Genomic DNA, 24,952 nt, shown 5'->3' on the forward strand with positions numbered 1-24,952 from the left:
GCTGGCAGGCCGGCGGCCGGCAGGGACAGCGGTCGGCAGGACGGCGTCCCGGACAACGCGAAGGCCCCGCCCCCGGTCTCCCCGGGGCGGGGCCGTCACACAACGCCCGGCCTCAGGCCAGCAGGCCCGGAATCGTCGCCTCGTGCGCGTCCTTCAGCTCGCTCAGGGCAATGCTGAACTGACCCTGGACCTCGATCTCCGTACCGTCCACGACACCGATGCGAGTCACGGGCAGACCGCGCGCCCCGCACATGTCGTTGAACCGGAGCTCCTCGCTGCGCGGGATCGACACGACCGCGCGGCCGGCCGACTCCGAGAACAGGAACACGAACGGGTCGATGCCGTCCGGCACCACCAGCCGCGCACCCTTCCCGCCACGGAGGCAGGACTCGGTGACCGCCTGGATCAGACCGCCATCGCTCAGGTCGTGGGCGGCGTCGATCATGCCGTCGCGGGAGGCGGAGATCAGGATCTCGCCGAGCAGCTTCTCGCGCCCAAGGTCGACCTTCGGCGGCAGGCCGCCGAGGTGGCCGTGCACGACCTCGGACCAGGCGGAGCCGCCCAGTTCCTCGTGCGTGTCGCCGAGGAGGTACAGCAGCTGCCCCTCTTTGGCGAAGGCCATCGGCGTACGGCGGGCGACGTCGTCGATGACTCCGAGGACCGCGACGACGGGCGTCGGGTGGATCGCGGTCTCACCGGTCTGGTTGTACAGAGAAACGTTGCCACCGGTGACCGGAGTTCCCAGTTCCAGGCAGCCGTCCGCGAGACCGCGCGTCGCCTCCGCGAACTGCCACATCACGTCCGGGTCCTCGGGGGAGCCGAAGTTGAGGCAGTTGGAGATCGCGAGGGGCTTGGCACCCGTGGTCGCGACGTTGCGGTACGACTCGGCGAGCGCCAGCTGCGCGCCCGCATACGGGTCCAGCTTGGCGTACCGGCCGTTGCCGTCGGTCGCCATGGTGACGCCCAGACCGGTCTCGGCGTCGATGCGGACCATGCCCGCGTCCTCCGGCATCGCGAGGACGGTGTTGCCCTGCACGAAGCGGTCGTACTGATCCGTGATCCACGCCTTGGAGGCCTGGTTGGGCGACGCGACCAGCTTGAGGACCTGCTCGCGCAGCTCGTCGCCGCCTGCCGGGCGGGCCAGCTTGTTGGCGTCGTCCGCCTGGAGCGCGTCCTGCCAGGAAGGGCGGGCGTAGGGGCGCTCGTACACCGGGCCCTCGTGGGCGACGGTGCGCGGCGGTACGTCGACGATCTGCTCGCCGTGCCAGAAGATCTCCAGCTGGGAGCCCTCGGTCACCTCACCGATGACGGTGGCGATGACGTCCCACTTCTCGCAGATCTCCATGAAGCGGTCGACGTGCTGCGGCTCAACGATCGCGCACATGCGCTCCTGCGACTCGCTCATGAGGATTTCCTCGGGCGAGAGGGAAGAGTCGCGCAGCGGCACGGTGTCCAGCTCGACGCGCATGCCGCCGGAACCGGCCGACGCCAGCTCGCTGGTGGCGCAGGAGAGACCGGCGCCGCCCAGGTCCTGGATGCCGTCGACCAGCTTCTCAGCGAAGATTTCCAGGGTGCACTCGATGAGGAGCTTCTCCTGGAACGGGTCGCCGACCTGGACGGCGGGGCGCTTGGTGGGCTTCGCGTCGTCGAAGGTCTCACTCGCGAGAACCGAGACGCCGCCGATGCCGTCACCACCCGTGCGGGCGCCGTACAGGATGACCTTGTTGCCCGCGCCGGAAGCCTTGGCGAGGTGGATGTCCTCGTGCTTCATGACGCCGATGCAGCCGGCGTTGACCAGCGGGTTGCCCTGGTAGCAGGCGTCGAAGACGACCTCGCCGCCGATGTTCGGCAGGCCCAGGCAGTTTCCGTAGCCGCCGATACCGGCGACCACGCCCGGCAGCACGCGCCGGGTGTCGGGGTGGTCGGCCGCGCCGAAGCGCAGCGGGTCGACGACCGCGACCGGGCGGGCGCCCATGGCGAGGATGTCGCGGACGATGCCGCCGATGCCGGTGGCCGCGCCCTGGTAGGGCTCGATGTACGAGGGGTGGTTGTGCGACTCGACCTTGAAGGTGACCGCGTAACCCTGGCCGACGTCGACGACACCGGCGTTCTCGCCGATCCCGACGAGCATGGCGTCGTTGGCGGGGACCTTCTCGCCGAACTGCCTGAGGTGGACCTTGCTGCTCTTGTACGAGCAGTGCTCCGACCACATCACCGAGTACATGGCGAGCTCGGCGCCGGTGGGACGGCGGCCGAGGATCGTGCGGATCCGGGCGTACTCGTCCTCCTTGAGGCCGAGCTCCTTCCAGGGCTGCTCGACCTCGGGGGTCCCGGCAGCGTGCTTGACGGTGTCCAGGCTGTGCTTGATGGTGCCCTCGCTGTGCTCGGTCATCATGCGTCGACCAACTTCTTCAGGATCGAGGTGAAGAATCCGAGCCCGTCGGTACGGCCCGTGCCGACCAGCGGCTCGACGGCGTGCTCGGGGTGCGGCATCAGGCCGACGACGTTGCCCGCCGCGTTGGTGATGCCGGCGATGTCCCGCAGCGAGCCGTTGGGGTTGCCGTCCAGGTAGCGGAAGGCGACACGGCCCTCCGCCTCCAGCTCGTCGAGGGTGCGCGCGTCGGCGACGTACCGCCCGTCCATGTTCTTCAGCGGTACGGAGATCTCCTGGCCGGCCTCGTAATCGGCGGTCCAGGCGGTCTCCGCGTTCTCCACCCGCAGCTTCTGGTCGCGGCAGATGAAGTGCAGGTGGTTGTTCCTGAGCATCGCGCCGGGCAGCAGATGTGCCTCGGTGAGGATCTGGAATCCGTTGCAGATGCCGAGGACCGGCATTCCGTCCTTCGCCTGCCCGATGATCGTGTCCATCACCGGCGAGAAGCGCGAGATGGCGCCGGCCCGCAGGTAGTCGCCGTAGGAGAACCCTCCGGCGAGGACCACCGCGTCGACCTGGTGGAGGTCCTTGTCGCGGTGCCACAGGGGCACCGGCTCGGCGCCCGCGATCCGGACGGCGCGCAGCGCGTCCTGGTCGTCGAGCGTGCCGGGGAAGGTGACGACTCCGATGCGGGAAGTCACTTCTCGTCCTCCACCTTCACGGTGAAGTCCTCGATGACGGTGTTGGCGAGGAACGTTTCGGCCATCTCGTGGATGCGGGCGAGGGCGGCCTCGTCGACCGGCCCCTCCACCTCCAGCTCGAAACGCTTCCCCTGACGGACGTCCGCGATTCCCTTGAAGCCGAGACGGGGCAGTGCACGCTGCACCGCCTGTCCCTGCGGGTCGAGAATCTCGGGCTTGAGCATGACGTCGACTACGACGCGTGCCACTGGCACTCCCGGTGTGGTGTGGTGCTTAAGGCGGTTCCATCAGCGTACCCGTCCAGAAATTCTACGCGGGTAGATATGCTGGCGGCCGATCACGTTCCGGTATCGGCGGCGGCAACGCGGGGAAAAATCAGGGAAAAAACAGGTGTCTCGCATTGCACTCGGACACGCTGACGGAATTGACTGGGCTTCACAATGCAATGACTCCCCCTGTACAAAGGAATGCAAGAGAAAGCAACATTGCCCCATACGTGTTTCCAAAGAGCCGGTCGACCGACATCACCGCACGTCAGCGCGGTGGTCACGACAGTCGCACCGGCACCCGCCCGCAGGGAAGGACCGATATCCGTGGCGCAACGCGTAGTGGTGATGCTCTCCGACGACATCGACGGAGGAGAAGCGGCGGAAACGGTGACCTTCGGCCTCGACGGGAAGTCGTACGAGATCGACCTCAATCACGCCAATGCAAAGAAACTGCGCGCGGCGCTGAAGCCGTACGTCGACGCAGGCCGAAAGCACTCGAAGTCGGGCAATGTGTACCGGCACACCGCGGTGGCCCCCGACCCGGCGGCGGTCCGCGCCTGGGCCAGGTCCCACCGGATGGACGTGCCGGCCAGGGGACGGATCCCCAAGAAGGTCTACGAGGCGTTCGCGGAGGCTTCCTGACGGAGCGAAGGGTGCCCGGGCCGGTCCGGCGGCACGGCCTCCACGGGGGGCCGGCGAGCAGCCGCGGAGACCGGCCGGGAACCGATTTGCATCACACCCCGGTACTTGGGCTAAAGTCTGGAGCACGCCGAAGGGCAAGGCCGAAAGGCCCGGCTCCACGCAGCGTGCGGGTGTAGTTCAGTAGTAGAACATCCCTCTTCCAGGGGGAAGGCGCAGTGTGCAATTCCTGTCACCCGCTCTGCATCGCTCAACCGGTTACCGGTCACTCCGGTGGTTCGGGTAGGGTGATGCCGCACCACCCGGCAGTACCTTGCGGACGTAGCTCAGTTGGTAGAGCGCAACCTTGCCAAGGTTGAGGTCGCCAGTTCGAACCTGGTCGTCCGCTCAGAGATCGAAGGCCCCAGTCATCGCGACTGGGGCCTTCGGCGTTCCCCGGCTCCGTCATGACATTTGTCATCGGGAGTGATGACAGCACGCACTGCCGCCGGCCCCGGGCCGCCGGGAGCCTTGAGGCATGACCACCAACGCAGAGCTTGTCATCGACGTCGAAGGGCTCCGGCGGACCTACGCCGGGGGCTTCGAGGCCGTCCGTTCCGTGTCCTTCTCCGTGGCGCGCGGCGAACTCTTCGCGCTCCTGGGGACCAACGGCGCCGGCAAGACCTCCACGCTGGAGCTGCTGGAGGGCCTGGCCCGGCCGACCGGAGGGGCGGTACGGGTGCTGGGCCACGACCCGTACCGGGAGCGGACGAAGGTGCGCCCGCGGACCGGGGTGATGCTCCAGGAGGGCGGATTCCAGCCGCAGTTGACGGTGCTGGAGACGGCGCGGATGTGGGCGGGATGCACGAGCGGCGCCCGCCCCGTCGAGGAGGCGCTGGAGCTGGTCGGCCTCGCCGGGCGTCATGCCGTACGGGTGAAGCAGCTCTCGGGCGGTGAGCGGCGGCGGCTCGACCTGGCCATGGCGGTGCTCGGGCGCCCGGAGGTCCTGTTCCTGGACGAGCCGACGACCGGGCTCGACGCCGAAGGGCGGCGCGAGACCTGGGAGTTGGTGCGGGAGCTGCGCGAGCAGGGCACGACCGTACTGCTGACGACGCACTACCTCGAAGAGGCCGAGGAGCTGGCCGACCGCCTGGCGATCATGCACGAGGGCCGGATCGCCGCCGAGGGGCGGGTGGACGAGGTGGTGGCCGCACACCCGTCCCGGATCAGCTTCGAACTGCCGTCCGGATACCACCTGGGCGACCTGCCGCCGCTGGGGCAGCTCGGCGTCACCTCGCACCAACTGAACGGAAGGACAGTTCAGTTGACGACGCCGTCGCTGCAACGGGCAGCCACCGGGCTGCTGGTCTGGGCGGACGGCGCGGGACTGGAACTGCGCGGCCTCGACGTGCGGTCGGCCTCGCTGGAGGAGGCCTTCCTGCACATCGCACGGGAGGCGAAGGACTCGACGCGGCCGGCCCCGGCGCCGCGGACGCACACGACGACGAGGAACGAGGTGGCGGCACGATGAGCGGCACGCTGACGCAGACAGGACACCCGGCGGCCGGCACCGCACCGCGCGCCACCGCCGGAAACCGGATGAAGGCGCTGGCACGGGGCGAGCTCATCCTGCTGGGGCGGCACCGGGCGGGGCTGGTGATGCTGCTGGTGATGCCGATCGCGCTGACCTTCTCCTCCATGTCGGTCGCCAAGGGCATGGACCTGGAGAAGGCCGGACTCTCGCTCGGCACGATGCTGATCCCGACGGCGGTGGCGTACGTCCTGCTCTTCGGGATCTACACCACCCTGGTCGCCACCTTCGTCACCCGCCGCGAGGAGCTGGTGCTCAAACGGCTGCGGACGGGCGAACCCGGCGATGTGGAGATCCTGGCCGGCACGTCCGTCGCGGCGCTCGTGGCCGGGCTGGTCCAGTGCCTGGTGATGGTGGTGGCCGGGGCCGTGCTGCTGGACGTGGAGATGCCGTCCAACGCGCTGTTCGTGGCGGCCGGCGTACTGGTCGGGCTGGTGCTGGCGGCACTCCTCGCGGCGGCGACGGCGGCCTTCACCAAGTCGGTGGAGGGTGCCCAGCTGACGATCATGCCGATCACCCTGCTCTCCATGGGCGGCTCCGGTCTCTTCTTCCCGCTGGAAGTCCTCCCCGACACCGTCGCCTCCGTCTGTGAACTGCTGCCGCTCTCCCCCGTGGTGGAACTGATCAGGGGCGGCTGGTCCGGCAATCTCAGCGGCCTCGGCGCACTCGGTGCGATGGCCACCGCGGCCGCGTGGATCGTAGTGTCGGTGTTCGCGGTCAAGAAGTGGTTCCGCTGGGAGCCGCGGCGCTAGACCCGAGGATCGGACGGGGATGAAGGGCTACTGGAAGAAGCGCAGCCGGGCCGCGAAGATGGACCTGTATCTGCGGGGCACGCTCTACTGCTGCCTGTGGATCATCAGTCTCGGCGTCATGGCCCCGCTCCCCGACAACCTGGTGCGGGAGGACGGGCCCGTCGCACTCGCCCAGGGCCTGGTACTGCTGGTGCTGGTGCAGTGCGTGCTCGCCACGCACTGCCTCTCCCTGGGCTTCGCCCACCGGCTGCACGGCGCTCCCGCGCCCTGGCGGCCGGTGGTGGCCTCCCTCGCCGTGGGCGCGACCGTGGTGGCGCTGGTGGTGGTCCTGCAGGCCACCGGCGGGCTCGACGCCAGGAACACCAACGGCTCCGCCATGACCATGCTCCTCTGGTACGGACTGGTCCCCACGATGATGTCCGTCTACGTCATGTCGACCGCGCGGTGGCTGATCCTGGGCACCTGCGCGGCCGCCGCCCTCGTCGCGGCGGCCGCGGGCCTCGGCACGCAGCGGCCGGCACTGGCCGTGGGCAGTGCCGTCGCGATCCTGCTGCTCGGCGTGTTCGGTCTGATGACCCATCGCTCCTCGCTCTGGTTCCTGTCGATGATCTGGGAGATCGACCGGGCGCGGGAGACCCAGGCCCGGCTCGCGGTGGCCGAGGAGCGGCTGCGGTTCGGGCGCGACCTGCACGACGTGATGGGCCGCAACCTCGCCGTCATCGCCCTCAAGAGCGAGCTGGCCGTCCAGCTGGCGCGGCGTGGCAGGCCCGAGGCGGCCGAGCAGATGGCAGAGGTGCAGCGGATCGCGCAGGAGTCGCAGCGCGAGGTCCGCGAGGTCGTGCGCGGCTACCGGCAGGCCGACCTGCGGGCCGAGATCGAAGGGGCGCGCGGGGTGCTCGCCGCCGCCGGGATCAGCTGCCTGGTGGCGGACGGCGCGGGTACGGAGCTGCCCGGCGGGGTGCAGTCGGCGCTCGGCTGGGTCGTCCGCGAGGCGGCCACCAATGTGCTGCGGCACGGCAACCCGAAGAGCTGCACGCTGCGGCTGACCTCGGACGGACGGCGTGCGGTGCTCGTCGTCGAGAACGACGGGGCGCCCGCGCCGGGCACGGCGGACCCCTCGGGAACGTCGGGGACGGGCCTGGCAGGACTGCGCGAACGGCTGGCGGCGGTGGGCGGCACGCTGTCCGCGGGAGGCGCCGGCGACGGACTGTTCCGGGTGACGGCCGAGGTGCCGCTGACGGACGGTCCGGGGGCGGGGGTACGGGGTGCTGGGGTACGTGAGGACCACGGCCCGGGGGCGGGCGTACGGGGCGGGGGCCCCGGCGTGGAGAAGTCGCGTGAGGAAGAGGAAGTCGAGCGGATGAGTACGGCAGAGGTACGGTCCGGGGCCGCCGGGGTTACCGGTGACGCGGCAGCCGGGGCTGCGGGCGGTGCGGGTGCCGGGGTTACCGGTGGTGCGGGTGCCGGGGCTGCGGGTGGTGCGGCCGCACGGGTTACGGGCGGCGCGGCCGCAGTGGAAGGTGTCGCGTGACGGCCGTGCGGGTGCTGCTCGCGGATGACGAGCACCTGATCCGGGGTGCGCTGGCCGCGCTGCTCGCCCTGGAGGACGACCTCGAAGTGGTGGCCGAGGCGGCGACCGGGCCCGAGGCGCTCGCCATGGCGCTCCAGCACCGGCCCGATGTGGCGGTGCTCGATCTCCAGATGCCGGGCCTCGACGGTGTGGCGGTGGCCACATCCCTGCGGACCGCGCTACCTGCTTGCCGGACCATGATCGTGACCAGTCACGGCCTGCCCGGGCATCTGAAGAGGGCGTTGGAGGCGGGCGTGCGGGGGTTCGTTCCGAAGACCGTGAGCGCCCAGCAGCTGGCGGCGATCATCCGTACCGTGCACGCCGGAAACCGTTATGTGGACCCGGAGTTGGCGGCCGACGCCATCGCGGCCGGGGACTCCCCGCTGACCGTGCGGGAGACCGAGGTGCTGGAGCTGGCGGCGCACGGCGCACCCGTCGCGGAGATCGCCGAGCGGGCCGCGCTGAGCCAGGGCACCGTACGGAACTACCTGTCGTCGGCGGCGTCCAAACTGGGGGCGGAGAACCGGCACACGGCCGTGCGTCTCGCCCGCGAGCGGGGTTGGGTATAGTTGTCCTCGCGCCACGGCGCAACGCGGACGTAGCTCAGTTGGTAGAGCGCAACCTTGCCAAGGTTGAGGTCGCCAGTTCGAACCTGGTCGTCCGCTCAGAGGACGAAGGCCCCGGTCATCACGACCGGGGCCTTCGTCGTGTCCGGACCCGGTACGGGGTCCCGGGCACGGGGAACAGGTCCAGCCCCGTGGCACGGAGACCCGGGCACGTCCCGGAACACGGCGGCCCCGGAGCGTGCCCCGGGGCCGTCCGGTGTCACGACCAGGACTGGCCGGTGAGGCGCTCGTACGCCTCGATGTACTTCGCGCGGGACGCGTCGACGACCTCCTGCGGGAGGGCCGGCGGCGGGCCGTCGGACCTGCGGTCCCAGCCGGAGGTGTCCGAGGTCAGCCAGTCGCGGATGAACTGCTTGTCGAAGGACCGCTGGGTGCGGCCCGGCTCCCAGTCGTCGGCGGGCCAGAAGCGCGAGGAGTCCGGGGTGAGGACCTCGTCCGCGATGACCAGCTGCTCGCCGTCGCCCGAGGCGGCCGGCTCGTAGCCGAACTCGAACTTGGTGTCCGCGAGGACGATGCCGCGCTCGCGGGCGATGTCCCGCGCCCTGCCGTACACGGCGAGCGTCGTCTGCCGCAGCTGGGCGGCGGTCTCCGCGCCGACCTGGCGGGCCACTTCCTCGTAGCTCACGTTCTCGTCGTGCTCACCGACGGCCGCCTTGGTGGCGGGGGTGAAGATCGGTGCGGGCAGCTCCGAGCCGTCGACCAGGCCCTCGGGCAGGGCGAGACCGCAGACCGTGCGCGTCTCGCGGTACTCGGCCAGCCCCGAGCCGGTCAGATAGCCGCGGGCCACGCACTCCACGGGGATCATCCGCAGCGACTTGCAGACGAGCGTGCGGCCCGCCCAGTCGGCGGGGGCGCCCGCGGGGAGCTCCGTCGACAGGACGTGGTGCGGGACCAGGTCGGCGAGCTGGTCGAACCACCACAGCGAGAGCTGGGTGAGGACGCGGCCCTTGTCGGGGATCTCGGTGGGCAGCACCCAGTCGAAGGCGCTGGTGCGGTCGCTGGCGACCATCACGAGGTCGCCCGCCTCGTTCCGGTACAGGTCGCGCACCTTGCCGGTGTGCAGATGTACCAGGCCCGGCACCTGCTGGGGCTCGGGCTTTACTACGAATCCGGACACGGTTCCTCCCCGTGGTTATGGCCAATCGTTCCGATTCTCCCGTATGCGCGGGTGAAGCCCCCGGTCAGGGTGGCCGGGCGCGCGGGGAGGGAGCCGGGGAGGGGCGCCCGGCGGGCTCTCAGGTGCCTTTGGCGATGCGGTCCAGGAGGTTGGCGGTGGCCCGCTGGATGCGCCGGTCGACGTGGCCGGGGCGGTCCAGCGCCGGGGACCAGGCGAAGGTGCCGGACGCGAAGACGAGGGCGCCGCTGGGGGCCCGGTAGAGCGAGGTCTCCTGGTGGCGCAGGGCGCCGTCGCCGTCCCGGTAGGGGGAGTGCGCGAGCAGGATCCGGCCGCGGTGCTCGGGCAGGGCGGTACGCGGGAAGTAGCGGTCGGCCTCTCCCGCGACCAGGCCCTCGATCTCGTCGCCCTCACCCGCGCCGGTGGCCTCCCAGAGCCAGTGCTCCGCGTTGCGCACGACCAGCGGGCTGGGCTCGGGGACCCTTCCCGCGTACTGGATCCCCATCAGCTGCTGCTCCGGCTTGCCCGCTTCGCGCCACAGGGCGGACTTTCCCGGGCCGCGGCGCTTGCGGCAGGACAGTAAGCGGTCGGGTACGCCGGAGGGCGCGGGGCTCAGCTCGACCTGCCAGTACATGGTGTTGGCGGAGAGGAACACCAGGGAGGTGCCGCCGTCGCGGGCGCGCTCGGCGGCCTTGCGCATGGGCACCGACCAGTACTCGTCGTGGCCGGGGAAGACCAGGCCGCGGTAGCGGGAGGTGTCGATGCGGCCGGCGTGCAGGTCGCGGGCGTCCGCGTAGGCGAGGTCGTAGCCGTAGCGCTCGGCCCAGCGGATGAAGTCGTAGGCGTGCCCGACGTGCAACGGCAGGCCCTGGCCCGCGTACGGCCGGTCGAAGGAGACCGTGGTGGCGGCGTCCTCCTCGCCGAGGAGCCGGCCCTCCTCGTCCCAGGCGTGGTAGAGGCTGGCGCCGGTGCGGCCGTCCTCGGGGAAGAGGTTGTACGCCTGCCAGGTGATGTCCGGCATCAGCAGCAGGAAGTCGGCGGGGCGGTCGTCGCGGACCGTGAAGGGGATGTGGCTGCGGTGGCCGTCGGCGGTGGTCAGCACGGCGACGTACGCGCCGAGGCTCCAGTACTCGGGGATGTGCAGCCGCCAGGACTGCCACCAGTGGTGGCAGGAGACGGTGCGGTCGGCGGTCAGCGGGGCGGGCTGGACGATGCCGGAGAGGCGCGGGCTGGTGTCGACCTGGAGGGCGCCGGCGCCGCTGTAGTGGCCGATCCGGTAGACGTAACCCGAGAACTCCTGCGGCGGGTTGACCGTGATGTGGAAGTCGACGGAGCTGCCGGGGGCGACCGATCCTGACGAGGTGAAGCCCTTGATCTGGCAGTTCACGTCGTCCGCCGTACGGGGGCCCTCGTGCCGCCGGGGGCGGGGGACCTTGGCGCCGGTGGCCGGGTCCAGGTCGGCGTACCAGGCGACGGCGGTGCCGTCGGCTTCGAGGTACTGCTCGCCGCCGCGCAGCCAGGGCAGCGGGCCCTGGCCGAAGGGGTCCGAGACGGCGTGCGCGAGCGCACCCGATTCCCAGCGAATCTGTTCAGCCCCCACGTCACTTCCCTCCCTCGAATACCCGGGACAACACCGGGCCCCGGAAGCACAGTGGTGCGTCCGCTGTCAGCTACAGGGCACCAGCACATCACATAACGCACGCACTCCGTCACCCTTCGTCGCGAATTGGCGAGAAACGGAACTTGATAGTCCGTTCGTGGGACGCTTCGGCGGTTCTGCGGGCCGTACGGTCGGCTGGGGAGTACGGGAGGGGCGGGGCGTGCGGGGCGTGCGGGGCGTGCAGGCGCGCGGGGCCGTGGCCGTTCCTCGCGGGTCGGCTGCGCGCGTCCGTGGACCGTGCCGTGCAGGGGCGCGCGGGGCCGTGGCCGCTTCCCGGGGGCTGGCTGCGCACGTCGGCGGACCGTGCCGTGCGGGGGCGGGCATGTCCGCGGACCGTGCCGTGCGGGGGGCGGGCTCGGGCTCGCGGGGCCGGGCTCGCGTCCTGCCCGTACGGAGGCCGGACTCGCGCCCCGCCCAGGCGGACAACGAACTCGCACCCCGCCCCCGTACGGTTGCCCGGCTCATACCAGCCGTACGGGCTTTTCCGGCCGTACGCCGACGGAGGCGAGCCAGCCGCGCAGCGGAACGGGGTCGCCGTCCTCGACCAGGCTCAGCACAGGCCCGGTGAGGTCGGAGCGGCGCTTGCCCTCGACGAGCAGGGCCGGGCCGTCCAGCCAGTCCAGGCCGGGAGCGGCCCCTGCGGTGTCGACCGCGGCACAGCAGACCATGGCGGTGACGTGGTCGGCGAGCAGATCACGGCCGGTGCGCGGGGGCTGGATGGGGAAGACCGGCAGCGGGCCGTCGTCCCAGGTACCCCCGTCCCACAGGTCCTGCCCGTCGCCGGCCGGCACCGGTGCGGGCGGTGGGGCCAGCGCCTCCTCGCGGGCGGCCTCGGCGGTGATGCCTGCGGCCAGGGCGTCGGTGCGCTCCTCGTCACCGCGTCCGTCGTCGGGGCCGGGCGCGCCGGTGAGGGCGAGGGGTTCGGCGGCGAGGTGGTCCATGACGCGGGCCAGCGTGGGGCTCGTACCACTGCGGCGGTCGCGGCCCGCGCTGTCGGCGCCGTTCCCGTCGCTGGTTCCGGCGCCCAGGGTGTCCAGGACGCGGTGCAGCCGGGCGGCCTCGGTGCGCCACTTGCGGTCGACGACCTCTTCCGGGTACGTCTGCCAGTCGACCGGGGACCAGTCGGGGCCGGGCGTGGCCGGGCCGCCGTGGAAGAGCCGGGCGGCCAGCAGGGACACGGCCTCGTCCACCGCGCCAGGCTCTTCGAGGAGGTCGCAGGCGGGGCGCTCGCCGAGCCGCGAGGCGAACCCGTCGGCGAGACGGTCGCGCCGGGAGAGCTCGGTGAGGGCGGAGACTACGCCGACGTCGAGGCGGGAGGGCCAGCGGCCCATCCGCCAGGCGGGCAGCGCGACCCGGGTCAGCAGCCGGTCCCAGCCCGCGTAGGCGAGGCCGACCTGTTCCTGGGCGGCGATCCGCAGCCCGTAATCCACTGCCTGGGCGCGCTCGGAGGCAGCGGCGGCGACCCCGCGCTCCAGCTGGGTGATGTGCTCGCGGCAGGCGCCGAGCAGCAGTCGGGAGATCCGGCCGAGGGGGGCCAGCGCGAGCCGGCGCAGCGGACCCGTCGCACCCCGGCCCGGCCTGGCGGCGACCGCGACGGCCGCGTCCAGGCCGCGCACGAAGCGGCGGGCGGCGGCTATGTCGGGGTGCGCGGCGGGGCCGGTGCCCGCGACCACGGGCGCGAGGACGGCCCGCAGCTCGGCGACGCGCATCCACCACAGGAAGGGCGAGCCGATGACCAGGACGGGGGCGGTGGGCCCGGTACGTATGGACTCGGAGGCAGGCCTGCCGGGGCGGTCCTCCGAGGAACGGTCCTTCGCCGGACGGTCCTTCGAGGAGTGGTCCTTCGAGGACTGGCCCTGCACGGGGCGTGAGCGGGGCTTCGCCGGGCGGTCCCTGCCGTCCGCCCGCTCCTCCAGCCAGCTGTCGCAGTCGGGGGTCAGGGCTATCGCGGACGGCACGGGTACGTCGAGCCGCTCGGCCAGGTCCCCGACCAGGCGGTACAGGTCGGGGGCGATGGCCTCGCTCAGCTCCACGGTGGGCGTCACGGCGGGGCGTGCCCGCGCGACCACCAGGGCGACCGCCAGAGCGGCCAGCAGCACCACCAGGGCGATGCCGGAGACCGCCCAGCGCGCCACGTCCCAGCCCGGACCCGTGAGCCGACCCGACACACCGCCGAACAGGAGCACAACCGCCACGGCGGCGGGCAGCAGGGCAGCGGCCAGCGCCCGGCTGCGTACCCGCAGCACGGCGAGCGCACGCTCCCGCGCGGCCTGCGCGCCCTGCTCGGCGCCCAGCTCCTGCGGGGTACGCGGCGTCCCCGCACCCGAACTCACATCATCGGAACGACCAGCACCATCGGAACCACCAGAACTGCTGGAACCACCAGAACCACTGGAACCACCAGACCCGGAACGAGAACCGGGGCCAGTGGAACTGGCACCGGAATCAGACACACCGGACACGACCGGATTCACCCCCTCTGCCCTGCGACGGGTTGTTCACTCCCCCACTGTGGCACCCGCCACTGACATCGCAATGTCGGTGGGCCAAGTGCCGGAACCGCTTGCGCGGCACCCTAGTTGGGGGCTCGGCGCCAGTCATCCGGATGGGCGAGCCGTCACTCGATGGAATGGCTTTGGGTAAAGGTGCTGGCTTCCGGGGCAGACCCGGGATTCCGGCCGGGCGGGGCGGAAACCGGCTGCGCAGAGGGTGTGTCCGCGGGGTGGCGGAGAGGGGCGGCGCGGGGGCCGTGCGGCGCACACGGGTGTACGCAGCGGTTGCGGCGGGGCCGGCCGGGGGTTCGGACGCACGAGGGCGGCGGGGCGGGGCGCGGGCGGGGGCGCCGTACGGGGTGGGGTCAACGGGAAACGGGGCGGCCGGCCCTGGGAGTCCGCGCGAGGCAGAGGGGCGGGCGGCCCTGGGAGTCCGCGCGAGGCAGAGGGGCGGGCGGTCCCGGGCGCCCGCGCGGGGCAGACGGGCCCGGGGCCCGGGGGTGGTGTCCTGTCACCCCGAGCAAACGGGGCGGGCGGCCCTGGGAGTCCGTCCCGGGCCGCCCGTCCTTGCTCCCGTGCCCGGCTCAGGCCTGGGCGCTCTGGGCGTTCCGGGCGCGCTGGGCGTTCCGGGCGTCCTAGACGCCCTGGGCGTCCCGGGCCGCCTTCTCCGCGATGTCCGTCCGGTGCTGCGAGCCGTCGAGCCGGATGCGGGCCACGGCGCGGTAGGCACGCTCGCGGGCCTGCGTCAGGTCGTCGCCGGTCGCGGTCACGGACAGCACGCGGCCGCCGGCACTGAGCACGGCGTCGCCGTCCCGCTTGGTGCCCGCGTGCAGGACGTACGCCTCGGGCGCGTCCTCGGCGGCCACGTCGGCGAGGCCCTCGATGGGGTCGCCGGTGCGCGGGGTGCCGGGGTAGTTGTGCGAGGCGATGACGACGGTCACGGCCGTCTCGTCGCTCCAGTTCAGCGGCGGCTGGACGTCCAGGGTGCCGTTGGCGGCACCGAGGAGCACGCCCGCGAGGGGGGTGCGGAGCCGCGCCAGTACGACCTGGGTCTCGGGGTCGCCGAAACGGGCGTTGAACTCGATGACGCGCACGCCGCGGCTCGTCATGGCGAGGCCCGCGTACAGCAGTCCGGAGAACGGGGTGCCGCGGCGCCTGAGCTCGTCGACGGTCGGCTGGAGCACGGACTCCAGGACCTCGTCGACGAGCTTGGGGTCGGCCCAGGGCAGCGGCGAATAGGCGCCCATGCCACCGGTGTTGGGGCCTTCGTCACCGTTCAGGGCGCGCTTGAAGTCCTGGGCGGGCTGCAGCGGGAGGACGGTCACGCCGTCGGTGATCGCGAAGAGGGACACCTCGGGGCCGTCGAGGAACTCCTCGATGACGACCCGCTCGCAGGCCAGCGCGTGCGCCCTGGCCTCGTCGACGTCGTCCGTCACCACGACGCCCTTGCCGGCCGCGAGGCCGTCGTCCTTGACGACGTACGGAGCACCGAAGGAGGCCAGCGCGGAGTCGATCTCCTCCGGCGTCGTACACACGTAACTGCGCGCGGTGGGGACACCGGCGGCGGCCATCACGTCCTTGGCGAACGCCTTGGAGCCCTCCAGTTCGGCGGCCTCCTTGGACGGTCCGAAGACCGGAATCCCGGCGTCGCGTACGGCGTCGGCGACACCCGCGACGAGCGGGGCCTCCGGGCCGACGACGACGAGACCGGCGCCGAGTTCGGTGGCGAGGCGCGCCACGGCGGCCCCGTCGAGGGCATCGACCGGACGCAGCTCCGCCACTTCCGCGATGCCGGCGTTGCCGGGGGCGCAGTAGAGAGCGGTGACGTCGGGGTCGAGGGACAGAGAGCGGCACAGGGCGTGTTCGCGGGCGCCGCCGCCGATGACGAGGACCTTCACGGGGTGCAGCCTAGTCGTGCGCGGGCACCGCGCTTTCCGGGGCCCGCTGGAAGGAGGGTGCGAGGGGCAGCTTGGGCGGGGGACTCGCCGTCCTGAGTTCCGCCGCTGGGGGCGGGCGCCGCCGAGGAGCACTCCGGGGGCTCGGGCCCGCTGGGCGGAAGTGAGGGGGACCTGCCGGGGCACAGACCATGGACGCCAGGCACCGTCCGGGGAGCCGGGGGCGGGAGCGCCTGGGGTGCACGCCAAGGGGCCCGGCACCGTCGTGGGGGTGCCGAGGCGACACCGCCGGGATGCGGGCCCAGGGGTACCGGGCACGGCTATCTGCGAGCCGAGGGCGGGAACGCCGGGGTGATCTCCAGCGGCGCGGGGACGGCACGACCAGTCCCGGCGCGACCGGCCGTGGCACGGCATGACCCGCCACAGTACGACCCGCCACGAAGGGCCGCCCCGGCTGCTCGCCCCACTCGGGCAACTCAGCCCACTCGTTCCACACAGCCCACTCAGGCCCCTCGGGCTACTCGTTCACGAACTCCTCGACCACCGTCGCCCCCAGCTCCCGCACGATCAGCTCGTGCCCGGAGAGGGCCGAGTCGACGAGGTCCGGATCGTCGTCCTCGGGTACGTCGTCCTCGGCGGAAACCGGCGGCCGCTCCTGTGCGGGCGATGGCCTCGGCGCTTCGGGGGCCGGAGCGGGGTGCTGTGCCTGGTGCTGCGCCTGCGCCGGGTGCACCGCAGGTGCTTGCGCGGCAGCCTGACTCACCGGTCCGCCGCCCTGCGGGCCCGAAGCCTGCGGCGGATACGGTGCGGCCGGCGCGGACGGGGCCGGGGCCGGGGCGCTGCCGTAGCCACCACCGCCGCCCCCGTTGTATCCGCCAGCACCGCCGCCGCCACTGCCTCCGCCGAAGCCGCCGCCACCGCCTCCGTAACTGCCGGAAGGTCCGGCCGGAGGCTGGCCGCCCCCGCCGCCACCCCCGCCGCTGGCGTCGATGACGGCTTCGATCCGCCACTGCACCTGGAAGGACTCGGCGAGTACCTGCTTGAGCACGTCCTCGCTGCCGCTGCTCGCGAAGTTGTCGCGGGCGCCGGTGCCGGAGAAACCGATCTGGAGGGTGGTCCCGTCGAAGCCGACGACCTGCGCGTTCTGACTGAGCAGGATCCAGGTGAACCGGCGGCGGTTCTTGACGGCCTCCAGGATGCCGGGCCACATGTTCCGCACCTGGGCGGCACCTTGGGCGGCGGCCGCACTGGGCCCCGCCTGTGCGGGAGCGGCGCCGGCCGGCGGGCCGCCCTGAGCCTGCGGGGCCGGCGCCTGGGCCTGCGGGGCGACGGGTTCGGGGCGCCCCTGCCCCGGAGCGGACGCAGTGGGCCAGCCCCCCGGGCGCCGGGCGGGCGCGGCAGTGGGCGGGGCGGAGGCAGGTGCGGCCGCGGGGGCCGGAGCCGGTGCCTGAGCGGCCGGCGCCTCGGCGGCCGGGGCCGCGCCAGGACCGGGCGAGGGAGCAGCGGGAGCAGGAGCTGCCTGCGCGTGAGCGGCGGATACGGGCGCGCCCGGAGCCATCGCCCCGGGAGCCATGGGGGCCGGAGCCCCTTGCCCCTGAGCCACCTGACCGCCCCCGGGGACAGCTCCAGCGGCACCCCCCGGCGCATGGGCGTGCCCCTGCGCCCCCGGTACGTACCCCATGGGCGGCATGCCCGCCACGGGCCCGCCGGCGACGAACGCACCGCCGCCGCCCGCACCGTTCCGCTCCAGGCGGTCCAGCCGGGCCTGAACGGAGCGCTCGTCGTCGAAGGCGGCCGGCAGCAGCACCCGGGCGCAGATCAGCTCCAGCTGGAGCCGCGGCGAGGTGGCCCCGCGCATTTCCGTGAGTCCGGTGTTCACCAGGTCGGCGGCCCGGCTCAGCTCGGCGGCCCCGAACACCGACGCCTGCGCCTGCATCCGCTCGACCACGTCGGCGGGGGCGTCGATCAGCCCCTTCTCCCCGGCGTCGGGCACGGCGGCCAGGATCACCAGGTCGCGCAGCCGCTCCAGCAGGTCGGCGACGAACCGACGCGGGTCGTTGCCCCCTTCGATGACCCGGTCCACGACCTCGAAGGCCGCGGCCCCGTCCCCGGCCGCGAAGGCGTCGACCACGGAGTCGAGCAGGGACCCGTCCGTATAACCGAGCAGGGCCGTGGCCATGGCGTACGTCACACCGTCGTCGGCGGCTCCGGCCAGCAGCTGGTCCATCACCGACATCGAGTCACGCACCGACCCGGCGCCGGCCCGCACCACCAGCGGGAGCACCCCGTCCTCGACGGTGCTCTCCTCCTTGCCGCACACCTCCGCGAGGTAGTCGCGCAGCGTCCCGGGCGGCACCAGCCGGAACGGGTAGTGGTGGGTCCTCGACCGGATCGTCCCGATGACCTTCTCGGGCTCGGTCGTCGCGAAGATGAATTTGAGGTGCTCCGGCGGCTCCTCGACCACCTTCAGCAGGGCATTGAAGCCCGCCGAGGTGACCATGTGGGCCTCGTCGATGATGTAGATCTTGTACCGGCTGGCGGCAGGGCCGAAGAAGGCCTTCTCCCGCAGGTCACGCGCGTCGTCGACACCACCGTGCGAAGCGGCGTCGATCTCGATCACATCGATCGAACCGCGCCCGTTCCGCGCCAGGTCCTGGCAGGACTGGCACACCCCGCAGGGGGTGGGCGTCGGCCCCTGCTCACAGTTGAGACAGCGCGCCAGGATCCGCGCACTGGTCGTCTTTCCACAACCGCGCGGCCCGCTGAACAGGTACGCGTGGTTGACCCGGTTGTTCCGCAGGGCCTGCATCAGCGGGGCAGTGACATGCTCCTGCCCGATGACCTCGGCGAACGACTCGGGGCGATAGCGGCGGTACAGCGCAAGGGACGACACACCTACGAGGTTATCGGGACCCACTGACAACCGGCCCCGCCCCGAGCCACCGGCCACCCCACCGACAACCCGAGCCCCCCTGCGTCACCCCGCCCCGGGCACGCAAAGACCCCCCACGCACCCGCCAGAGCCAACCTACCCTTGCTGCCTTCCGGCCCTGGGGGAGTTCAGTCAGATAGCGCCACGTGAGGGGCTGAACCCCACCCTAGCCGATCCCCCACCCCAAATACGACCCGCTCCCACCTCGGCACTCCCCCGCACCCGCCCGCACCGAACGCGGTCGCAAGCACCCCTCAACGTCTTGTATTGTTTGCGGCGGAGGATTCGCCTAGTGGCCTAGGGCGCACGCTTGGAAAGCGTGTTGGGGGCAACCCCTCACGAGTTCGAATCTCGTATCCTCCGCACCCGCCCTACCAGGGCAGATGAAGGCCCCGACCGGTTCGCCGGTCGGGGCCTTCATCGTTCTCCGTCTCAGTTTCCGTCTCACTTGCGGTCTGAGGGGCTCTCGTCCGGGCTGTCTCCGGCCTCTTCACTCGCCTCCGGGGTCGGGCCCCAGAGTGCGTCACCGACCTGCTGCGCGACGTTCTGCAACATCGGTCCGGTGACGTGCATGTACCGAGCCCTCATCCGTGCGGACCCTCCGGGCTCCCATCCCATGATGGCGTCCACCACCACATCGGGAACCCCGAGCAGCAGCAGGACGGTTCCGGCAGTGTGGCGCGCGTCGTGCAGGCGCCCGTCACGAACGCCCGCGTCCCCCAGGAGTTGCTTCCACCGGCGGCTGGAAGTAAGGAAGACATTCGCAGCTTCAAGACATGCCTCCGGCGCGGGCGCTCAGACTCCGGGATGCGAGCAGGGACGAGTAGTGGGTTGAGGGCAGTTGCCCATCACACGTAGCCAAATACTCTAATTGAACAGATCTGACCTTGTCGCGTCTGCAAGTTGGTCGAGCGCCCCGAACCAATCACAGGCATTTTCATCCGTAAGCAGCACCACCATAAGTGCCGCCATAGTGTGCCAGGCAGTCGTTTCAAGAGTAACCGCGATTGGGATTGCCCCGTAAAGTAACGTGACATTCGTGTGGGACGAGTAGACTGAATCTAAGAATATGTCTGTCCGCTCGTCCCTGAGCAGCAACATGAGGTGGCCAACTTGCGCAATTCTGGCTAGCTTATTCCGCACACTCCACAGCGTCCCATTGCCCGCCCTCCTGATTAGCGCCTCCGCTTCCTCCATAGGTACGTGCCGGGGGAAGTTGACTAGGCCCTGGCCAGCCAGCTCACGTCGGAGAAACAGCCTTTCCAGTCTGTCCGTGTCATCCCCGATGCCCTCCGTCGTGGAAGTTGATGGCGCAGCACCCGAAAGCAGCTCTGCGACACCCCGGGAGCCAATTTCCTGCCAACCGAGAAACTTTGCTACCGCCAGCGCGTTCATTCCTTCTATATCTCGCTTGGCCAGCTTGGGCCACGGACGCATATCAGCAGTGGGCGGCGGATTACTGAATGCACTGCGGGATTGGCGGCCCGACATCTTAACCACGATCTCAATCATTTCCTCCGTGCTACCTTGCGACCGCCGAAGTGCCCTCTCTATCCTGCGGTCCAAGGTCTGCTCTCCGTGCCAAATGAACCAAACTAGGGATTCACGGATAACCGATTCGGGTATGGGCAATACCTCGGCGGCCAGATCCTGGTGCAACGGACTCACCGTGAAAATACGCAAGACCGCCTCATGGATGGAGCGGCCACGACGACTGACCCTCGCCATAGCTTCAGCAAGGTTGAAAGCCGCTGGGGCGACAGTGGATACCGACCCCTTCCCTCTACCTAGGTGCGTCCGGTGGTTACGCGGGAGCACGCCGGCGCGCCGCCAACGTTCCAACTGGGCGAGGCTCACGGTCAGCCGTTTGGTCCGCAGGTAGGTCAACAGTTCTGCATCCGCGTCACTCGGTCCACGTCTCACCATGGCTCGATTTTAGAACCCCGCGAGGTTGGCTCGGGAGGAAAAGTTGCCGACCTGGCCTACTCGAACCACGCGGCCCACGGCGGGTTCGCAGCGTTTGGAGGTTCAAGTGACAACTAGCCAGAACGAGTCACAAGGCTGCTCAAGCCCTAGTAGTCGAAGGTGCAAGCGCCAGGCGCGACGGGGCTACCCCGCGAAGATCACTCGCAACTGGTCCCCGCGGGCAGTTGAACGTGACTGCCCCGAAAAGTGGTCGATTCGGCCGCGCGTGCGCCGCTACTGGAGGTCAGCCGTGGACGAACTCGTTCGTGCGAGCGTGAAGGCAACTTTGAGTGGAGTAGGAGTGCTGGCGTTTTACTGGTGGCATCACCGCAACTAGCTGGACCCCGCTACGCGAGAACCACCTCGACTCACTCCTCACTCCAGCCCTCATCCCGGCCGCCCTCGACCAAGCACCAGACTTGCTCGGTGCCGCACGGGCAGTGCGCGGCCGGGACGGGCGTTGCGCACCCCATCAACAGGCCCGCAGTCGAAAACCACACCCGGGACAACGCCACAGATGTCTACGATGTAGTCAATAAGTTGAGAGGTTGGGGACAGTGATGGAAGAATTTGCCTCGGATGACGAATTGAACGCTCTTCGTCTTCCGAATTCTGGGGCGTGCTGGTGGTGCGGGGGCAAGGCAAATACACGCGAACACAAGTTCAAGCTAAGCGATTTGAAGAAAATGTCGGCTGGGAGTTCAGAGCCTCTCGTTTGGGGGGATGACAAGACGTTCACCAACGTTCGGTCCCTCAGGAAATCGGATCGCGTAAAATTCTCGCCAAACCTTTGCTCGAACTGTAACAACGCGCGCAGTCAGAAATTTGACTACGCATACGAGAAATTCAGTAATTATGTGTGGCTGAAGCGAGGCTCACTCTGGAATTTGCGCCATATAGACATGCAGAAGGTCTACGGTGAGGAATGGCAGAGCGAGTCCCTTCATCTTGCTCGATACATCGTCAAGCATGCTGGGTGCAGGATCGCTAATGACGGGTTCGCCGTACCTCAGGGATTCGGCAACTTCCTTGACGGCGGAGAACTGCGGAGTAATTTTCACGTATACATGTTCAAGCACCCTGAAATATACCGGGCACAGAAAAGAATTTCGGGCCAAAGTGGCGACCCTCTAGGTCTCTGGATCGGCCCCATGACGGGCCGGATAAGCCGCCCACAGCCAGCCCTCACGGCGTTTGGAAGCACACTGTCCGTCGGTTACATAGGTTTCGCCTATCGTTGGTATATGCACATTCCGGAAAATGACCCCTTTTACAATTATCGCAAAGTGCGCCTTCACCGCCTCGACCGGATTCCGGAATTCTAGTTCAACTTGAAATTAGGTGCCTGCGTAGAGCGACAGAGACGGCACAGCGGCACGACTCCGGTGGCTGATCCGGCTAGGCATACGGGTCAGAAGGTCGACGTGGCAGAACCGTGGCATTGGGTGCGGTAAACAGCGGTCACCAACAGAGGCTGGCCCCATATCAACCAAGGGGTGCCCGCTACGGACTTCCCACGTCATCGGCCCGTTCAGGGCTAGATCATCGGTGATTCCCAAGCTGATGGCTCTGAGGTTGTCGCGATGGGACCGCCATCACGATGCCGGAACGGTGGGAAGACTGCCGTCGCGATCTTTCATGGGGTCGGCCGGGTTTGAGGGCATAATGCCGCCATGAACGCAGGGGAGATCGCATTGGTGGGGGCGGTAGCGGGCATCGTGGCGTCAATCGTTGGCGCCGGAGGGGCGGTGGTAGCCGCTCGCTTGACCGGTCGCTTCCAGTCAAGAACCCAGCACGCCCACTGGCGCCGCCAAGTGCGCCGGGACGCCTACGCAGCCTTCCTGGACTCTGTTGCCCAGTTCAACGAGCTGAGACGTTCCTACCGCGAGTCGGCTTTGCTCGGCCAGAGCCTGCCCGAAGGAACCGCTGACAGACTCCGAGGGCTGATCCGTAGTATCGAAAAGGCGCTGTTCCTCGTGGAGTTGGAGGGGCCCGCTGAAGTGGCCGCACAAGCCGACACCGTCATGCGCTCGATCGCTGACTGGCAAGCGTCCGTCATCGTCTCTGAGCTCCGCGCCGCCCGAGGCGTCCCACCTCGCAGCGATATCCCAAGTAGCGACACTATGCACCGCCAGGTCAGTCAGTCCGTGCTGTCCTTCAAGGTCGTGGCTCGTGCGGCCCTTGATGCTCCCACCGCTGGCCAGGTTTGAGGATCTTGAGAGTTTGCCTCGACTCGGCTGTCGCGGTGGCTGTCATCATCGTGGGATGGCAGACGGGCAGCTACCGACAGGGTGGACTCTGGGGGAGATCCGAAGGGTCTCCGGCGATCAGCAGTCTGTGGCTCTCGACACCGATCGCGTCGTGACATGGGTGGGCCGGCCGGGTGAAGACGAATTGCTCCACCCTGAGATTATCTTGGGGTTCCACGGGCTATGTCTGGTGAAGCCGGTCAGCGATGAGGACTGGTACATGGGCAGTCTGAACGACGATGGCAGTGTCGACTGCTGGAGCGCTTACGGCGACCTATACGAGGCGCTGCGCGGTCTGTAGGCCATTGGCCTCGCTCAAGGTCAACACAGCGAGGCCCGTCTCAGTTTCCGTCTCATTCAGCTCCGTTCACGGCCGTTCAGACGAGACCGAAGGCGGTGACCGCTCCCGCGTCCGGCCGAGCATGAACGCAGGTGAACGCCCCCGCACACACGCCAACACCCCACCACCACAGTTGGAAAGCGTGTTGGGGGCAACCCCTCACGAGTTCGAATCTCGTATCCTCCGCAGCTGCAAGGCTCGGACTGCTCAGGCGGTCCGAGCCTTCTGCTTTGTCCCGCCAGCAGCCTCAGCAGGGTTCCTCGGAGTCCTCCGGGAACTCCGGTCCGTTTCCCCTCGGCGTCCTGTGCCACATCCGACCGGCTCTGCGCAGAGCATCGTACGAGGACGCCGCCCGCCACCTGCCGGTGCTGGACCGCCGACGCCGGTCGCCACTCCGCCAGAAGCACTCGGACTTCCTGCCACACGCAGAGCACGTCCCTGAGCCCGGTGAGCAGTGCCCGGTCCTGAGCGAGCAAGCACCTGACGGACACCACGACAGCCACGACCCAGGCCACAACGGTGAACCACCACACTGCGCCCCTCCTCACCGGTCACGTTCGGCATGGCCGCACCGGCGGCTGGTGCGGACTCCCGCATCGTCATACTCACCGCGCGAAGCCCTCCTGTCTGCGGCAAAGAAGAGGCATTTTGTGATCTCCGTCCGCAGGCTGACGGCATCGCGTTCAGGGAGAATGCTGGATATCTCCAGTGAGATGTACTTGCGGTACGAGCTGATATCACCGGAGGTGCTCGATGAGTCGCACAGTGATCGACCTCGACGACGAACTGCTGGCCGACGTGGCTCAGGCGCTGGGGACCGGCACCAAGAAGGAGACGGTCAACACCGCTCTGCGCGAGGTACTCGACAACCGCCGACGGGCTCTCGCTCTCACTCGGCTGCGGGCTGCAGCGGGCGAGGGTGGACTCGATCTGGATGTCTTCGAGAACAAGAGGGACTACCGGCGGTGAGCGCGGCACAGTTCCTGATCGACACCAGCGCGCTCGCCCGATTCTTCCGCCACGACGCCGAACAGTACGGCTGGGATCAGGCCGCCGCCGCGGGGCTCATCGCAACCTGCCCTGTTACCGAGCTGGAGTTCTTCTACAGCGCCCGCTCCGCTGCAGACCGTGCGCGCGGCATTGAGGACATGCGGCTGCTGTTCGGCTGGGTGCCCGTCGATGACCGCGCGTACGACCGCGCCTGGCAGGTCCAGGAGCTGCTGACCCAGCGTGGTCAGCACCGTGGTGCGGGAGCTGTTGACCTCGTCGTCGCCGCCACCGCGGAACTCCAGGGACTGACCCTCCTGCACCGCGACCCCGACTTCGAATGCATCGCCACCCTCACTGGCCAAGCCATGCAGTGGTACGGCCCGGAGGCCGGTAAATGAACGCGTGCCCGGTCTCAGTTCCGGTCTCGTCCGCAGACGTACGCCCCAGTTCGGCGAGCCTGTAAATCGTCGGCTCCGCCTCAGGTCGGCACGCCCGTGACCGCCCCCGCGAACTGCCCCGATCCCACAAATCCCAAGACCGACAGCAGTGGTCAGGCCCCCGTGGCCAGCCTGGGCGTGAGCAGGTCAGGCGCTTCCTCCCGGCGGTAGGTCTCCACACCTCCGCCCGCCTTCGGCTCATGTGGTTCGTGCGACCCGACCAGCACGCCCACCTCACGAAGCCGCTTCAGGCTTTCCCCGTACGCGAGGGTCTGCGGCCTGGGCGGAGTTCAGGTACGGGAGGACTGCGGCAAGCCAGCAGCGGGCCACAGAGCTCACCCGGCTGCGTGAGCAAGTAGAACGCATCGCTGGCATCGCCG

18 protein-coding genes, 4 tRNA genes, 1 other RNA gene and 2 pseudogenes are annotated in these 24,952 nt (G+C 69.8%); 12 read left to right on the forward strand and 13 right to left on the reverse strand.

Translation table 11 applies throughout. From position 1 onward, the window contains the following. Nucleotides 1-112 precede the first annotated feature (112 nt). The 3 genes from purL to purS are packed head-to-tail and all read right to left on the reverse strand — an operon-like array spanning nt 113 to nt 3,320. Nucleotides 113-2,392 carry a phosphoribosylformylglycinamidine synthase subunit PurL gene (purL, locus tag ACFWVV_RS05170; RefSeq protein ID WP_384343618.1) on the reverse strand — a complete coding sequence of 760 codons (2,280 nt, stop codon included), beginning with the start codon at nt 2,390-2,392 and terminating at the stop codon, nt 113-115. After that, on the reverse strand, nt 2,392-3,072 hold the full coding sequence (purQ, locus tag ACFWVV_RS05175; RefSeq protein ID WP_384343428.1) for a phosphoribosylformylglycinamidine synthase subunit PurQ: 681 nt from the start codon (nt 3,070-3,072) through the stop codon (nt 2,392-2,394). Before purQ ends, purL begins: the two co-directional genes overlap by 1 nt. Then, nucleotides 3,069-3,320, reverse strand: a complete 252-nt coding sequence (gene purS / locus ACFWVV_RS05180; protein WP_384343425.1) for a phosphoribosylformylglycinamidine synthase subunit PurS — start codon at nt 3,318-3,320, stop codon at nt 3,069-3,071. Before purS ends, purQ begins: the two co-directional genes overlap by 4 nt. A 345-nt stretch (nt 3,321-3,665) precedes the next feature. Here purS and ACFWVV_RS05185 point away from each other — a divergent pair, with 345 nt between their 5' ends. From ACFWVV_RS05185 to ACFWVV_RS05220, 8 genes are all read left to right on the forward strand, one after another. Beyond that, nucleotides 3,666-3,983 carry an Lsr2 family protein gene (locus ACFWVV_RS05185; protein ID WP_384343422.1) on the forward strand — a complete coding sequence of 106 codons (318 nt, stop codon included), beginning with the start codon at nt 3,666-3,668 and terminating at the stop codon, nt 3,981-3,983. Between the two features lie 166 nt (nt 3,984-4,149). Then, nucleotides 4,150-4,221, forward strand: a tRNA-Gly gene (locus tag ACFWVV_RS05190). A 74-nt stretch (nt 4,222-4,295) separates the two neighbouring features. After that, nucleotides 4,296-4,368: transfer RNA gene (locus tag ACFWVV_RS05195), tRNA-Gly, on the forward strand. Between the two features lie 129 nt (nt 4,369-4,497). Then, nucleotides 4,498-5,490, forward strand: a complete 993-nt coding sequence (locus ACFWVV_RS05200; RefSeq protein WP_384343419.1) for an ABC transporter ATP-binding protein — start codon at nt 4,498-4,500, stop codon at nt 5,488-5,490. Beyond that, nucleotides 5,487-6,302 carry an ABC transporter permease gene (locus ACFWVV_RS05205; RefSeq protein ID WP_384343416.1) on the forward strand — a complete coding sequence of 272 codons (816 nt, stop codon included), beginning with the start codon at nt 5,487-5,489 and terminating at the stop codon, nt 6,300-6,302. Before ACFWVV_RS05200 ends, ACFWVV_RS05205 begins: the two co-directional genes overlap by 4 nt. A 19-nt stretch (nt 6,303-6,321) precedes the next feature. Then, entirely contained in the window at nt 6,322-7,833 is a 1,512-nt protein-coding gene (locus ACFWVV_RS05210) for a sensor histidine kinase (RefSeq protein ID WP_384343413.1), read from the forward strand. Then, complete coding sequence (locus tag ACFWVV_RS05215) at nt 7,830-8,441, forward strand: response regulator (protein ID WP_384343410.1); 612 nt, start codon at nt 7,830-7,832, stop codon at nt 8,439-8,441. Before ACFWVV_RS05210 ends, ACFWVV_RS05215 begins: the two co-directional genes overlap by 4 nt. 23 nt (nt 8,442-8,464) lie before the next feature. Beyond that, nucleotides 8,465-8,537, forward strand: a tRNA-Gly gene (locus ACFWVV_RS05220). A 160-nt stretch (nt 8,538-8,697) separates the two neighbouring features. Here ACFWVV_RS05220 and ACFWVV_RS05225 read toward each other — a convergent pair. The 6 genes from ACFWVV_RS05225 to ffs form a co-directional block, all read right to left on the reverse strand. After that, nucleotides 8,698-9,615: a phosphoribosylaminoimidazolesuccinocarboxamide synthase gene (locus ACFWVV_RS05225; protein ID WP_384343406.1), complete on the reverse strand. Its 918-nt coding sequence runs from the start codon at nt 9,613-9,615 to the stop codon at nt 8,698-8,700. 118 nt (nt 9,616-9,733) lie between these two features. Beyond that, entirely contained in the window at nt 9,734-11,212 is a 1,479-nt protein-coding gene (locus ACFWVV_RS05230; protein WP_384343403.1) for a N,N-dimethylformamidase beta subunit family domain-containing protein, read from the reverse strand. A 521-nt stretch (nt 11,213-11,733) separates the two neighbouring features. Continuing rightward, on the reverse strand, nt 11,734-13,566 hold the full coding sequence (locus ACFWVV_RS05235; protein WP_384343615.1) for a hypothetical protein: 1,833 nt from the start codon (nt 13,564-13,566) through the stop codon (nt 11,734-11,736). Nucleotides 13,567-14,399: 833 nt separating this feature from the next. After that, entirely contained in the window at nt 14,400-15,662 is a 1,263-nt protein-coding gene (purD, locus tag ACFWVV_RS05240) for a phosphoribosylamine--glycine ligase (RefSeq protein WP_384343401.1), read from the reverse strand. Between the two features lie 514 nt (nt 15,663-16,176). Further along, nucleotides 16,177-18,552, reverse strand: coding sequence for a DNA polymerase III subunit gamma and tau (locus ACFWVV_RS05245; RefSeq protein ID WP_384343398.1), 2,376 nt, complete (start codon nt 18,550-18,552; stop codon nt 16,177-16,179). Between the two features lie 101 nt (nt 18,553-18,653). After that, an RNA gene (ffs, locus tag ACFWVV_RS05250) (signal recognition particle sRNA small type) lies at nt 18,654-18,750 on the reverse strand. Between the two features lie 119 nt (nt 18,751-18,869). Here ffs and ACFWVV_RS05255 point away from each other — a divergent pair. After that, a tRNA-Ser gene (locus ACFWVV_RS05255) sits at nt 18,870-18,954 on the forward strand. Nucleotides 18,955-19,035: 81 nt separating this feature from the next. Here the strand turns inward: ACFWVV_RS05255 and ACFWVV_RS05260 are convergent. The 3 genes and pseudogenes from ACFWVV_RS05260 to ACFWVV_RS05270 form a co-directional block, all read right to left on the reverse strand. Continuing rightward, nucleotides 19,036-19,341, reverse strand: a pseudogene (locus tag ACFWVV_RS05260) (site-specific integrase); the annotation flags it as partial. A gap of 117 nt (nt 19,342-19,458) precedes the next feature. Continuing rightward, nucleotides 19,459-20,103 (reverse strand): hypothetical protein, encoded by a 645-nt coding sequence (locus tag ACFWVV_RS05265; protein WP_384343395.1) that lies wholly within the window; start codon nt 20,101-20,103, stop codon nt 19,459-19,461. 1,328 nt (nt 20,104-21,431) lie between these two features. Beyond that, a complete protein-coding gene (locus ACFWVV_RS05270; protein WP_384422611.1) occupies nt 21,432-21,617 on the reverse strand; it encodes a hypothetical protein in 186 nt (61 codons plus the stop codon). A 612-nt stretch (nt 21,618-22,229) separates the two neighbouring features. On the opposite strand from ACFWVV_RS05270, the gene ACFWVV_RS05275 reads away from it, so the two are divergent. From ACFWVV_RS05275 to ACFWVV_RS05285, 3 genes are all read left to right on the forward strand, one after another. After that, on the forward strand, nt 22,230-22,766 hold the full coding sequence (locus tag ACFWVV_RS05275; RefSeq protein WP_384343389.1) for a hypothetical protein: 537 nt from the start codon (nt 22,230-22,232) through the stop codon (nt 22,764-22,766). A 1,132-nt stretch (nt 22,767-23,898) separates the two neighbouring features. Further along, nucleotides 23,899-24,114: a type II toxin-antitoxin system VapB family antitoxin gene (locus ACFWVV_RS05280; protein ID WP_384343386.1), complete on the forward strand. Its 216-nt coding sequence runs from the start codon at nt 23,899-23,901 to the stop codon at nt 24,112-24,114. Then, nucleotides 24,111-24,533, forward strand: coding sequence for a PIN domain nuclease (locus tag ACFWVV_RS05285; protein WP_384343383.1), 423 nt, complete (start codon nt 24,111-24,113; stop codon nt 24,531-24,533). Before ACFWVV_RS05280 ends, ACFWVV_RS05285 begins: the two co-directional genes overlap by 4 nt. A 152-nt stretch (nt 24,534-24,685) precedes the next feature. Here the strand turns inward: ACFWVV_RS05285 and ACFWVV_RS05290 are convergent. Further along, nucleotides 24,686-24,881 (reverse strand): annotated as a pseudogene (locus tag ACFWVV_RS05290) (flavoprotein); the annotation flags it as partial. Nucleotides 24,882-24,952 lie beyond the last annotated feature (71 nt).

This window comes from Streptomyces sp. NPDC058663 (assembly GCF_042716745.1).
GTDB lineage: Bacteria > Actinomycetota > Actinomycetes > Streptomycetales > Streptomycetaceae > Streptomyces.

Bases quoted from the DNA above. Each gene is read 5' to 3' on its own strand.
- purL (WP_384343618.1), bottom strand. From the start codon at position 2,392: ATGACCGAGCACAGCGAGGGCACCATCAAGCACAGCCTGGACACCGTC.
- ACFWVV_RS05200 (WP_384343419.1), top strand. From the start codon at position 4,498: ATGACCACCAACGCAGAGCTTGTCATCGACGTCGAAGGGCTCCGGCGG.
- ACFWVV_RS05205 (WP_384343416.1), top strand. From the start codon at position 5,487: ATGAGCGGCACGCTGACGCAGACAGGACACCCGGCGGCCGGCACCGCA.
- ACFWVV_RS05210 (WP_384343413.1), top strand. From the start codon at position 6,322: ATGAAGGGCTACTGGAAGAAGCGCAGCCGGGCCGCGAAGATGGACCTG.
- ACFWVV_RS05265 (WP_384343395.1), bottom strand. From the start codon at position 20,103: ATGATTGAGATCGTGGTTAAGATGTCGGGCCGCCAATCCCGCAGTGCA.
- ACFWVV_RS05275 (WP_384343389.1), top strand. From the start codon at position 22,230: ATGAACGCAGGGGAGATCGCATTGGTGGGGGCGGTAGCGGGCATCGTG.
- ACFWVV_RS05280 (WP_384343386.1), top strand. From the start codon at position 23,899: ATGAGTCGCACAGTGATCGACCTCGACGACGAACTGCTGGCCGACGTG.